The sequence below is a fragment of the Staphylococcus saprophyticus subsp. saprophyticus ATCC 15305 = NCTC 7292 genome (genome assembly GCF_000010125.1).
Taxonomy (GTDB): domain Bacteria; phylum Bacillota; class Bacilli; order Staphylococcales; family Staphylococcaceae; genus Staphylococcus; species Staphylococcus saprophyticus.
In genome coordinates this window covers 2,350,267-2,363,625 of sequence record NC_007350.1, presented here as the reverse complement: position 1 = coordinate 2,363,625, position 13,359 = coordinate 2,350,267, and the positions used below count along the sequence as shown (strand labels likewise).

Here is a 13,359-nt window from a genome sequence, read left to right as displayed (position 1 = left end):
ATTTCCGTAAATTTATCAAAGAAGTACATGATTATGATGTAACCATCTATAATTTGAGCCCCCTAATAACGCCAACTCATTGTTATAGGTGGTTTTAAATATTTAGATTGTAGCCCTGTAGTCGACGAGCAAACCACCCTTTTATGAAAACCTTTACAAAACTTGTATAGACAAGTTATACTTCTAGTAATATCTAAAGTTTAATTATAAGGGAGTGAATCATCATGGCTGTTAAAAAGAAAGATGTACAAGATATCGTCGAAGCTATTGGGGGCAAAGACAACTTGGACACAGCAACACATTGTGTGACACGTCTAAGACTGGTCTTGAAAGATGATGATAAAGTAGATAAAGATAGATTGAGCAATAATGATTTAGTGAAAGGACAATTTAAAGCAGACAACCAATACCAAATCGTTATTGGACCTGGCACAGTAGATGAAGTTTACAAGCAATTCATCCAAGAAACAGGTGTCAGTGAAGCATCTAAGGATGATGCAAAAGCGGCAGCAGCGAAGAAAGGAAATCCGATTCAAAGGTTGATTAAGTTATTGGGAGATATCTTTATACCGATTTTACCTGCAATCGTAACTGCTGGTTTACTGATGGGGATTAATAACTTACTGACGATGGAAGGGTTATTTGGTCCAAAGCCACTGGTAGAACAATTTCCGCAGCTAGGTGATATTTCGAATATTATTAATGTCATTGCAAGTACAGCGTTCATATTCTTACCCGCGTTAATCGGTTGGAGTAGTATGCGTGTGTTTGGTGGGAGTCAAATTCTCGGTTTGGTTTTAGGCTTGATTTTAATGAATCCACAGCTTGTATCACAATACGATATAGCGAAAGGTCATATTCCAACCTGGGATATACTTGGTTTAGAAATTAAGCAATTAAACTATCAAGGACAGGTATTACCGATCTTGCTTGCTGCATATGTATTAGCGCAGATTGAAAAATTCTTAAATAAATTTGTGCATGATTCAATTAAAATGTTGGTCGTTGGACCTGTAGCACTATTGATTACAGGGTTCTTAGCATTTATTGTTATTGGTCCTGTTGCGTTATGGCTAGGTACTGGCATCACAAATGGCGTAACATTTGTGTTTGAACATGCTGGTTGGTTAGGTGGTGCCATCTATGGTTTGTTCTATGCACCATTAGTTATTACTGGTTTACACCATATGTTCTTAGCAGTTGATTTCCAATTAATGGGTAGTCAGCTTGGTGGCACATATCTGTGGCCAATTCTTGCAATTTCTAATATCTGCCAAGGTTCTGCAGCATTTGGTGCTTGGTTCGTTTATAGAAGACGTAAAATGGTCAAAGAACAAGGTTTAGCAATGACTTCAGGCGTTTCAGGTTTCTTAGGTGTCACAGAACCTGCACTATTTGGGGTGAATTTACCACTGAAATATCCATTTATCGCCGCGATTTCAACTTCTTGTATCTTAGGTGCAGTATTAGGTGCGACGCGTGTGCTAGGTAGTGTTGGTGTTGGTGGTCTTCCAGCATTTATTTCAATAAAAAGTGAATACTGGGGAGTATATTTAGTAGTGACAGCTATAGCATTTGTAGTTCCTGCCATATTAACAGTATTCCTATCAAGATTTAGTAAAGAAGAAGCGAAAGAAATGGTTGAAGAATAGGCGTCAATGACAGAGAAGTACAATTAAACTCGCTAAAATTACTTAGCGGGTTTCTTTTTTAAAATATTAAAAGTAGAGGTGGCAATAATATGCAACAAAATGATTGGAGAAAATCAGTCGTTTATCAAATTTATCCGAAGTCATTTAATGATACGACAGGTAGTGGTGAAGGTGACTTACAAGGAATTATTGAAAAATTAGATTATATACAATATCTCGGTGTGGACTATATTTGGCTAACACCGGTATATGAATCGCCTATGAATGATAATGGTTATGATATTAGCAACTATTATAAAGTGAATGAGAAGTTTGGGACAATTGAAGATTTAGAAATGCTAGTGGCTGAAGCGCATAAAAGAGATATCAAGGTTATGATGGACATCGTGATCAACCATACGTCAACAGAGCATGAATGGTTTAAACAAGCATATGCTGATAAAAATAGTCCTTATAGAGATTATTATTTCTTTAGAAGATCGGCAAATGAAGAACCACCTACGAATTGGGAATCCAAATTTGGTGGAAATGCCTGGAAATATGATGAAAAAACGGATGAATATTATTTACATTTATTTGATGTGACACAAGCAGATTTGAACTGGGATAATCCTGAAGTCAGACGTGTGCTATACGACATCATTAATCACTGGATTGATTTTGGAATAGATGGTTTTCGATTCGATGTCATTAACCTCATTTCAAAAGGTGAATTTAAAAACTCCGAAAAAATCGGCAAAGAATTCTATACAGATGGTCCACGTGTTCATGACTATTTACACGAAATGAATCAGCAAACATTTGGTGATAAACAATTAATGACTGTTGGCGAAATGTCTTCGACAACCATAGATCATTGTGTGAAATATACTTCGCCTGAACGACAAGAATTAAGTAGTGTGTTTAATTTTCATCATCTTAAAGTAGATTATGTAGACGGAGAAAAATGGTCGAATGCTAAATTAGATTTTCATAAGTTGAAAGACATTCTAATGGAGTGGCAACTTGGTATTTATGAAGGTGGCGGTTGGAACGCGATATTTTGGTGTAATCACGATCAGCCTCGTGTCGTTACGCGTTTTGGTGATGACACATCTGAACCACTACGTAAACAAAGTGCTAAGATGCTAGCGACTGTACTGCATATGTTGCAAGGGACGCCATATATTTACCAAGGCGAAGAAATTGGTATGACGGATCCAGGCTTTAATGACATTAAACAGTATCGTGATGTTGAATCTTTAAATGCTTATGACAAAATGAAAGCAGCAGGATATGAGGAGCAAGAAATTTTAACTATTCTTGGACAAAAATCACGTGATAATTCTAGAACGCCTGTTCAATGGACAGCAGGTGAACATGCTGGTTTCACTTCAGGTACACCATGGATTGATATCCCTAATAATTTTGATAAAATAAACGTTGAAGCAGCTGTTGAAGATGAACAATCCATACTTCAGACATATCGACATTTAATTCAATTACGCCATGAGCATGACATTATTACTTATGGAAATATTGAACCACTATACATGGATCACAATGAATTGTTTATATATAAACGTCATTATAAAGGTGAAACTTGGATAGTGCTTGCAAACTTTTCAAAAGAACGCATAGAAATACCAGAAGGATTAAAGTTAGATGGCGAAGTCATAGTGCAATATGGCCAGTTGATAGATGGAAAGATTGATGGATTTGGCGTCATAGTAGTTGCACAATAATCTATAAAAGGCAGTGAGCGAAACGATGACACAGAAGAAATTTATTACGATATATGAAACATTGCGGAAAGATATTATTGAATCACGTATATCGTATGGTGCTCAATTGCCATCGGAACATGAATTGGTAGAATCTTATCAGGCATCACGTGAAACTGTGCGTAAAGCGCTAAATTTACTCGTTAGAGAAGGAATGATACAAAAGATTCGAGGGAAAGGTTCTATTGTTATTTATCAAGGTGTAACAGAATTTCCTTTTGCTGACTTAACCAGTTTTAGAGAAGTGCAACGCGGACTAGGTTTACAGCATGACACAGAAGTGAAGATGATCGAAAGCATTACTGCGGGCGATGTTCCGAGAGTCAAAGAAGCTTTAAATATTAGTATGAATACTGTCTTATGTCATGTGGTACGTACTAGAAAAATAGATGATAGAGTAAAAATCATTGATGAAGACTATCTAATAGAAGAAATTGTGCCGAATGTTACAGCGGAAATTGCTACAAACTCTTTATATCAATACATTGAGGAAACATTAGGGTTGGAAATTAGTTATTCAAACAAATCTATAACATTTGAACCGTTTGGAGAGATGGAGTATGAAGTGTTTGGTGAAATCAATCCAGCGTATACAGCGACGGTACGTGGCATTGTTCATTTAAAAGACACTACGATATTTCAGTATAATATTTCTAAACATTTAGCGACCGAATTTAAATTCAATGATTTTTCTAGACGTCATAAACTATAAATGTACAATGATAAGACTGATGTGTGAAGGATTTGTAAAGGTTTTACTAGCCATGCAAAAGGTAATACTTGCATTCTAATATGAGATTATAGTATGATATATCTTGCCGTGCTAGGTGGGGAGGTAGCGGTTCCCTGTACTCGAAATCCGCTTTATGCGAGACTTAATTCCTTTGCTAAGGGTGCGTTTTTGTGAAGTCTGCCCAAAGCACGTAGTGTCTGAAGATCTCGGTCCTATGCAATATGAACCCATGAATCATGTCAGGTCCTGACGGAAGCAGCATTAAGTGGATCATCGTATGTGCCGTAGGGTTGCCGAGATTTAGCTGTCGACTTTGGTAACGTTTGTGATACGCATTCGAAGCGAAGGTGCACGGTTTTAATTTTTAAAACTAATGAAATCATATACATATATAAAGAGTGACTTATCTTTTGATAGCGGTCACTCTTTTTTTATATTAAAATATAAACAATACTTTGATGGCATATTGGAACCGTCTTAAAACTTGTTGGAAATCGATGTTATGACATTAAAGTCTTGAACTGAACGTTTGGGGGGAAACCAATGCAAATATATTTAAGTACGCTAACTGAAAATGATTATGACACAAGCTTGAAAGCAATCGAAGCAGCATTTGCAGATGTTACAGAGTCGAATCATGATGAACAAAATTTGGTAGCTAAACTGAGGAACGCACCTGAGTATAATTATGAGCTTGAAGTGGTAGCTAAAAATAATGACGGTGATGTGGTCGGTCACATTATGCTATCTGAAATAACAGTCATTAATGGAACGAAGCGATATACTGTTCTGGCATTAGCCCCACTATCAGTATTGCCGGAATATAGAAATAAAGGCTTGGGTAAGGCGTTGATACAAGCTGTAGAAGAACGTGCGAAAACACAAGACTATACAACCATTATAGTGCTAGGTGACCCAAAATATTATAATCAGTTTGGATACGAACCAGCAGCAGATTATGACATAACATGTCCATTTGACGTGCCTTCAGAATATTTCATGGTAAAATTCCTGTGGGATCAACTATTAGAACAGCCTCAAGGTGATGTCGTGTACTCAGAAGCTTTTAATTGATATTCAAAGTACGAAGTTCAATGCTATAATAGTTTGTGAATGCAATTGGAGGTGCGAAAGTGAATTATCAAGCTTTATATAGAATGTTCCGACCGCAGAGTTTCGAAGATGTTGTAGGTCAAGAACATGTAACTAAAACACTACGCAATGCAATTTCAAAAGAGAAACAATCCCATGCATACATTTTCAGTGGTCCAAGAGGGACAGGTAAGACAAGTATTGCGAAAGTGTTTGCGAAAGCAATTAACTGTCTTGAACGTTCAGATGGCGAACCGTGTAATGAATGCGCAATTTGTAAAGGGATTACACGAGGGACTAACTCAGATGTGATTGAAATTGACGCTGCGAGTAATAATGGTGTAGATGAGATTAGAAATATTAGAGATAAAGTAAAATATGCGCCGAGCGAATCAAAGTTTAAAGTTTATATTATTGATGAAGTGCATATGCTAACTACAGGTGCTTTCAATGCATTGCTTAAAACATTGGAAGAACCACCAGCACACGCTATATTTATCTTAGCAACGACAGAACCACATAAAATACCTCCGACAATAATATCAAGAGCTCAAAGATTTGATTTTAAAGCGATAAGCCAGGAAGAAATTGTGGAAAGATTAAAGTTTGTAGCGGAATCGCAAGCGATTGAATATGATGAAGCGGCATTAAACTTTATCGCCAAAGCATCCGAAGGTGGTATGCGTGATGCATTGAGTATCATGGACCAAGCAATTGCTTTTGGAGATGAACATTTAACGTTAGAAGATGCATTGAATGTTACTGGTAGTGTAGATGCGAAAGCTTTAAATGAATTATTTAAGGAAGTTGTAGAAGGTGATGTGAGAAACGCCTTCTCTACGTATCATCAATTCATCTCACAAGGTAAAGAAGTAAATCGTTTGATTAACGATATGATCTACTTTGTCAGAGATACAATCATGAATAAGACATCTAATGAAGAAACTGAATATGATGCGCTGATGCATTTTGATTTAGAAGTACTTTACAAAATGATTGGTATCATTAATGATACACTCGTTTCTATTAGATTTAGCGTAAACCAAAGTGTGCATTTTGAAGTCTTGTTAGTAAAAATCGCAGAAATGATAAAAGAAAAACCAGAAAGTGTTCAAACATTAGCGACTACAAGTGTAGCAACAGAACCAAACAATGATGTGTTACTGCAAAGAATGGAACAATTAGAAAGTGAATTAAAAACACTTAAAGCGAATGGTGTAACAACGAGTGCGCAACCACAACAATCAAAACGTTCTACAACTAAAAGTAGTCAGTCTAAAAATGCATTTTCTATGCAGCAAATTGCTAAAGTATTAGATAAGGCTAATAAAGATGATATCAAGCAGCTTAAAGATCACTGGCAAGAAGTGGTTGATCATGCTAAAAGTAATGATATGAAGTCATTGGTCAGTCTTTTACAAAATTCTGAACCGGTGGCTGCAAGTGAAACGCATGTACTAATTAAATTAGAAGAAGAAATTCATTGTGAAATCGTGAATAAAGACGATGAAAAACGTGAAAATATCGAAAATGTTGTTTGTAATATTATAGATAAAACCGTTAAAGTGGTTGGCGTACCTGCAGACCAGTGGATGCGTGTGAGATCAGAATACCTTCAAAATAGGAAGCAAGGAACATCAGAAGATACACATAACAATGGTACGGATATAACAGAACCTGAAGAAGTAGACGTAGTTCAGAAAGCGAAAGACCTATTTGGTGAAAGTACGGTAAATATCATAGATGAAGAGTGATACATGACAATGATTAAAAAGGCATGTATAATGAAACGAAAGATGAATGATATTCAATATAATATATAAGTTTTAAGGAGGATATATTTATGCGCGGTGGCGGAAATATGCAACAAATGATGAAACAAATGCAAAAAATGCAAAAGAAAATGGGCGAAGAGCAAGAAAAGCTTAAAGAAGAAAAAGTACAAGGTACAGCTGGTGGCGGTATGGTTACTGTAACAGTTTCTGGTCATAAAGAGGTGCTTGACGTGGAAATTAAAGAAGAAGCGGTAGACCCTGATGATATTGAAATGTTACAAGACTTAGTAATTGCTGCAACGAATGAAGCAATGAATAAAGCTGATGAACTTACACAAGAACGTTTAGGTAAGCATACGCAAGGCTTAAACATCCCTGGAATGTGATCATATGCACTATCCTGAACCAATTTCGAAACTAATTGACAGTTTCATGAAACTGCCAGGCATTGGGCCAAAAACAGCTCAACGTCTGGCGTTTCATGTATTAGATATGAAAGAAGATGACGTTGTACAATTTGCTAAGGCATTAGTAGATGTGAAACGAGAACTTACTTATTGTAGTGAGTGTGGGCATATTACAGAACAGGATCCTTGCTATATATGTCAGGATAAACAACGAGATCGCTCGGTTATTTGTGTAGTCGAAGATGATAAAGATGTTATTGCAATGGAAAAGATGAGAGAATATAAAGGTTTATATCATGTCTTGCATGGATCTATTTCGCCGATGGATGGTATTGGACCAGAAGACATTAATATCCCTAGTTTGATTAACCGACTCAAAGATGAAGAAGTTAAAGAACTTATATTAGCGATGAACCCTAATTTAGAAGGTGAATCGACAGCGATGTATATATCTAGATTAGTAAAACCTATTGGAATTACTGTCACTAGATTAGCTCAAGGTTTGTCTGTTGGTGGCGATTTAGAATATGCTGATGAAGTTACATTATCTAAGGCTATCATGGGCAGAACAGAGATGTAATATGGTTGAAATACAATATGAAGTAAGCGATAAAGCTATCTTAAACAGATAGCTTTATTTTTTTGTAAATAAAATTAAAAAAAATGTAAAAGAAATCAAAGTATGGTTATTGAGCAGTAAATCTATGATAAGTGTAGTGTTACAATCTTTAAATTGTCTAAAACCGTACTTTAAAAAATATATGTATAAGGAGGTTTGCTTTTTGATGAAAACGCAATGAAAACACGGAGTTATAGTGTAAATTTTACCGTTGTTAAAAGTAAATTAAGCGTGTATAGTATTATCTTGTCGGACGAAACAAAACGACAAACACAAAAACGAAATGAAAAACACAACGAAAAATAATTTTTAAAAGTTCTTGACTTTCTGAGTCAAAGCGAGTAAAATTAATTCTTGTGATTGAAGAAATGAACATTGAAAACTGAATTGCAATATGTCAACGTTAATTCCGAACGCAACATTAAATTGTTGGTTCAAAACAAGTGTTAGAGATAACACAAATTAGTATTTTATGAGCTAATCAAACATCATAATTCATTTATGGAGAGTTTGATCCTGGCTCAGGATGAACGCTGGCGGCGTGCCTAATACATGCAAGTCGAGCGAACAGATAAGGAGCTTGCTCCTTTGACGTTAGCGGCGGACGGGTGAGTAACACGTGGGTAACCTACCTATAAGACTGGGATAACTTCGGGAAACCGGAGCTAATACCGGATAACATTTGGAACCGCATGGTTCTAAAGTGAAAGATGGTTTTGCTATCACTTATAGATGGACCCGCGCCGTATTAGCTAGTTGGTAAGGTAACGGCTTACCAAGGCAACGATACGTAGCCGACCTGAGAGGGTGATCGGCCACACTGGAACTGAGACACGGTCCAGACTCCTACGGGAGGCAGCAGTAGGGAATCTTCCGCAATGGGCGAAAGCCTGACGGAGCAACGCCGCGTGAGTGATGAAGGGTTTCGGCTCGTAAAACTCTGTTATTAGGGAAGAACAAATGTGTAAGTAACTGTGCACGTCTTGACGGTACCTAATCAGAAAGCCACGGCTAACTACGTGCCAGCAGCCGCGGTAATACGTAGGTGGCAAGCGTTATCCGGAATTATTGGGCGTAAAGCGCGCGTAGGCGGTTTCTTAAGTCTGATGTGAAAGCCCACGGCTCAACCGTGGAGGGTCATTGGAAACTGGGAAACTTGAGTGCAGAAGAGGAAAGTGGAATTCCATGTGTAGCGGTGAAATGCGCAGAGATATGGAGGAACACCAGTGGCGAAGGCGACTTTCTGGTCTGTAACTGACGCTGATGTGCGAAAGCGTGGGGATCAAACAGGATTAGATACCCTGGTAGTCCACGCCGTAAACGATGAGTGCTAAGTGTTAGGGGGTTTCCGCCCCTTAGTGCTGCAGCTAACGCATTAAGCACTCCGCCTGGGGAGTACGACCGCAAGGTTGAAACTCAAAGGAATTGACGGGGACCCGCACAAGCGGTGGAGCATGTGGTTTAATTCGAAGCAACGCGAAGAACCTTACCAAATCTTGACATCCTTTGAAAACTCTAGAGATAGAGCCTTCCCCTTCGGGGGACAAAGTGACAGGTGGTGCATGGTTGTCGTCAGCTCGTGTCGTGAGATGTTGGGTTAAGTCCCGCAACGAGCGCAACCCTTAAGCTTAGTTGCCATCATTAAGTTGGGCACTCTAGGTTGACTGCCGGTGACAAACCGGAGGAAGGTGGGGATGACGTCAAATCATCATGCCCCTTATGATTTGGGCTACACACGTGCTACAATGGACAATACAAAGGGCAGCTAAACCGCGAGGTCATGCAAATCCCATAAAGTTGTTCTCAGTTCGGATTGTAGTCTGCAACTCGACTACATGAAGCTGGAATCGCTAGTAATCGTAGATCAGCATGCTACGGTGAATACGTTCCCGGGTCTTGTACACACCGCCCGTCACACCACGAGAGTTTGTAACACCCGAAGCCGGTGGAGTAACCATTTATGGAGCTAGCCGTCGAAGGTGGGACAAATGATTGGGGTGAAGTCGTAACAAGGTAGCCGTATCGGAAGGTGCGGCTGGATCACCTCCTTTCTAAGGATATATTCGGAACATCTTCTTACGAAGATGCAGGAATAACATTGACATATTGTATTCAGTTTTGAATGCTCATTGGAGTATTCATTGCATTATTTTGTACATTGAAAACTAGATAAGTAAGTAAAATTTATGATTTTACCAAGCAAAACCGAGTGAATTAGAGTTTTTTAACAAGCTTTGAATTCAAAAAGAAATAATCGCTAGTGTTCGAAAGAACACTCACAGATTAATAACATTTTGGGTTTTCAACCGACTTGTTCGTGTTGAAAGTCAAAAAAGATTAAGTTATTAAGGGCGCACGGTGGATGCCTTGGCACTAGAAGCCGACGAAGGACGTTACTAACGACGATATGCTTTGGGGAGCTGTAAGTAAGCTTTGATCCAGAGATTTCCGAATGGGGAAACCCAGCACGAGTTATGTCGTGTTATCGATATGTGAATACATAGCATATCTGAAGGCAGACGCGGAGAACTGAAACATCTTAGTACCCGCAGGAAGAGAAAGAAAAATCGATTCCCTGAGTAGCGGCGAGCGAAACGGGAAGAGCCCAAACCAACGAGCTTGCTTGTTGGGGTTGTAGGACACTCTATACGGAGTTACAAAAGAACAGACTAGACGAATCATCTGGAAAGATGAATCAAAGAAGGTAATAATCCTGTAGTCGAAAGTTTGTTCACTCTTGAGTGTATCCTGAGTACGACGGAACACGAGAAATTCCGTCGGAATCTGGGAGGACCATCTCCCAAGGCTAAATACTCTCTAGTGACCGATAGTGAACCAGTACCGTGAGGGAAAGGTGAAAAGTACCCCGGAAGGGGAGTGAAATAGAACTTGAAACCGTGTGCTTACAAGTAGTCAGAGCCCGTTAATGGGTGATGGCGTGCCTTTTGTAGAATGAACCGGCGAGTTACGATTTGATGCAAGGTTAAGCAGTGAATGTGGAGCCGTAGCGAAAGCGAGTCTGAATAGGGCGTTGAGTATTTGGTCGTAGACCCGAAACCAGGTGATCTACCCATGACCAGGTTGAAGTTCAGGTAACACTGAATGGAGGACCGAACCGACTTACGTTGAAAAGTGAGCGGATGAGTTGTGGGTAGCGGAGAAATTCCAATCGAACCTGGAGATAGCTGGTTCTCTCCGAAATAGCTTTAGGGCTAGCCTCAAGTGATGATTATTGGAGGTAGAGCACTGTTTGGACGAGGGGCCCTTATCGGGTTACCGAATTCAGACAAACTCCGAATGCCAATCAATTTAACTTGGGAGTCAGAACGCGGGTGATAAGGTCCGTGTTCGAAAGGGAAACAGCCCAGACCACCAGCTAAGGTCCCAAAATATATGTTAAGTGGAAAAGGATGTGGCGTTGCCCAGACAACTAGGATGTTGGCTTAGAAGCAGCCATCATTTAAAGAGTGCGTAATAGCTCACTAGTCGAGTGACACTGCGCCGAAAATGTACCGGGGCTAAACATATTACCGAAGCTGTGGATTGTCCGTAAGGACAATGGTAGGAGAGCGTTCTAAGGGCGTTGAAGCATGATCGCAAGGACATGTGGAGCGCTTAGAAGTGAGAATGCCGGTGTGAGTAGCGAAAGACGGGTGAGAATCCCGTCCACCGATTGACTAAGGTTTCCAGAGGAAGGCTCGTCCGCTCTGGGTTAGTCGGGTCCTAAGCTGAGGCCGATAGGCGTAGGCGATGGATAACAGGTTGATATTCCTGTACCACCATTATTCGTTTTAAGCGATGGGGGGACGCAGTAGGATAGGCGAAGCGTACGATTGGATTGTACGTCCAAGCAGTGAGATTGAGTGTTAGGCAAATCCGGCACTCTTAAGATTGAGCTGTGATGGGGAGAGGAAATTGTTTCCTCGAGTCGTTGATTTCACACTGCCAAGAAAAGCCTCTAGCTAGAATTGTGGTGCCCGTACCGCAAACCGACACAGGTAGTCAAGATGAGAATTCTAAGGTGAGCGAGCGAACTCTCGTTAAGGAACTCGGCAAAATGACCCCGTAACTTCGGGAGAAGGGGTGCTCTTTAGGGTTAACGCCCAGGAGAGCCGCAGTGAATAGGCCCAAGCGACTGTTTATCAAAAACACAGGTCTCTGCTAAACCGTAAGGTGATGTATAGGGGCTGACGCCTGCCCGGTGCTGGAAGGTTAAGAGGAGTGGTTAGCTTCTGCGAAGCTACGAATCGAAGCCCCAGTAAACGGCGGCCGTAACTATAACGGTCCTAAGGTAGCGAAATTCCTTGTCGGGTAAGTTCCGACCCGCACGAAAGGCGTAACGATTTGGGCACTGTCTCAACGAGAGACTCGGTGAAATCATAGTACCTGTGAAGATGCAGGTTACCCGCGACAGGACGGAAAGACCCCGTGGAGCTTTACTGTAGTCTGATATTGAAATTCGGCACAGCTTGTACAGGATAGGTAGGAGCCTGAGATACGTGAGCGCTAGCTTACGTGGAGGCGTTGGTGGGATACTACCCTCGCTGTGTTGGATTTCTAACCCGCACCATTTATCATGGTGGGAGACAGTGTCAGATGGGCAGTTTGACTGGGGCGGTCGCCTCCTAAAGAGTAACGGAGGCGCTCAAAGGTTTCCTCAGAATGGTTGGAAATCATTCATAGAGTGTAAAGGCATAAGGAAGCTTGACTGCGAGACTTACAAGTCGAGCAGGGTCGAAAGACGGACTTAGTGATCCGGTGGTTCCGCATGGAAGGGCCATCGCTCAACGGATAAAAGCTACCCCGGGGATAACAGGCTTATCTCCCCCAAGAGTTCACATCGACGGGGAGGTTTGGCACCTCGATGTCGGCTCATCGCATCCTGGGGCTGTAGTCGGTCCCAAGGGTTGGGCTGTTCGCCCATTAAAGCGGTACGCGAGCTGGGTTCAGAACGTCGTGAGACAGTTCGGTCCCTATCCGTCGTGGGCGTAGGAAATTTGAGAGGAGCTGTCCTTAGTACGAGAGGACCGGGATGGACATACCTCTGGTGTACCAGTTGTCGTGCCAACGGCATCGCTGGGTAGCTATGTATGGACGGGATAAGTGCTGAAAGCATCTAAGCATGAAGCCCCCCTCAAGATGAGATTTCCCAACTTCGGTTATAAGATCCCTCAAAGATGATGAGGTTAATAGGTTCGAGGTGGAAGCATAGCGATATGTGCAGCTGACGAATACTAATCGATCGAAGACTTAATCAAATTTTAAATGTTTTGTTTGGTTGAATCATATTTTACTTACTATCTAGTTTTGAATGTATA

Annotated in this window: 7 protein-coding genes, 2 rRNA genes and 1 other RNA gene; all 10 read left to right on the top strand. The window is 40.5% G+C overall.

Annotated features, from left to right (window positions below):
• Window positions 1–224: 224 nt before the first annotated feature.
• Window positions 225–1,652, top strand: a complete 1,428-nt coding sequence (treP, locus tag SSP_RS11500; RefSeq protein WP_002484229.1) for a PTS system trehalose-specific EIIBC component — start codon at window positions 225–227, stop codon at window positions 1,650–1,652.
• Between the two features lie 89 nt (window positions 1,653–1,741).
• On the top strand, window positions 1,742–3,376 hold the full coding sequence (gene treC / locus SSP_RS11495) for an alpha,alpha-phosphotrehalase (protein WP_011303886.1): 1,635 nt from the start codon (window positions 1,742–1,744) through the stop codon (window positions 3,374–3,376).
• Between the two features lie 25 nt (window positions 3,377–3,401).
• A complete protein-coding gene (treR, locus tag SSP_RS11490; protein WP_011303885.1) occupies window positions 3,402–4,127 on the top strand; it encodes a trehalose operon repressor in 726 nt (241 codons plus the stop codon).
• Window positions 4,128–4,233: 106 nt separating this feature from the next.
• Window positions 4,234–4,503: signal recognition particle sRNA large type (gene ffs / locus SSP_RS12685), an RNA gene on the top strand.
• A gap of 188 nt (window positions 4,504–4,691) precedes the next feature.
• Window positions 4,692–5,222 carry a GNAT family N-acetyltransferase gene (locus SSP_RS11485; protein ID WP_002484226.1) on the top strand — a complete coding sequence of 177 codons (531 nt, stop codon included), beginning with the start codon at window positions 4,692–4,694 and terminating at the stop codon, window positions 5,220–5,222.
• A gap of 59 nt (window positions 5,223–5,281) precedes the next feature.
• The gene (gene dnaX, locus SSP_RS11480; RefSeq protein ID WP_011303884.1) at window positions 5,282–6,994 is read left to right on the top strand and encodes a DNA polymerase III subunit gamma/tau; all 1,713 of its coding nucleotides are present in this window, start codon (window positions 5,282–5,284) and stop codon (window positions 6,992–6,994) included.
• Between the two features lie 89 nt (window positions 6,995–7,083).
• Window positions 7,084–7,401, top strand: coding sequence for a YbaB/EbfC family nucleoid-associated protein (locus tag SSP_RS11475; protein ID WP_002484224.1), 318 nt, complete (start codon window positions 7,084–7,086; stop codon window positions 7,399–7,401).
• Window positions 7,402–7,405: 4 nt separating this feature from the next.
• Window positions 7,406–8,002, top strand: a complete 597-nt coding sequence (gene recR / locus SSP_RS11470) for a recombination mediator RecR (RefSeq protein WP_002484223.1) — start codon at window positions 7,406–7,408, stop codon at window positions 8,000–8,002.
• Between the two features lie 537 nt (window positions 8,003–8,539).
• Window positions 8,540–10,092: ribosomal RNA gene (locus SSP_RS11465) — 16S ribosomal RNA — on the top strand.
• A gap of 284 nt (window positions 10,093–10,376) precedes the next feature.
• Window positions 10,377–13,299, top strand: a 23S ribosomal RNA gene (locus SSP_RS11460).
• Together the 16S and 23S rRNA genes form the textbook arrangement of a ribosomal RNA operon.
• Window positions 13,300–13,359 lie beyond the last annotated feature (60 nt).

Coding starts and splice junctions, on each gene's coding strand:
- treR (WP_011303885.1), top strand. CDS start 3,402: ATGACACAGAAGAAATTTATTACGATATATGAAACATTGCGGAAAGAT.
- SSP_RS11485 (WP_002484226.1), top strand. CDS start 4,692: ATGCAAATATATTTAAGTACGCTAACTGAAAATGATTATGACACAAGC.
- recR (WP_002484223.1), top strand. CDS start 7,406: ATGCACTATCCTGAACCAATTTCGAAACTAATTGACAGTTTCATGAAA.
- treP (WP_002484229.1), top strand. CDS start 225: ATGGCTGTTAAAAAGAAAGATGTACAAGATATCGTCGAAGCTATTGGG.
- treC (WP_011303886.1), top strand. CDS start 1,742: ATGCAACAAAATGATTGGAGAAAATCAGTCGTTTATCAAATTTATCCG.
- SSP_RS11475 (WP_002484224.1), top strand. CDS start 7,084: ATGCGCGGTGGCGGAAATATGCAACAAATGATGAAACAAATGCAAAAA.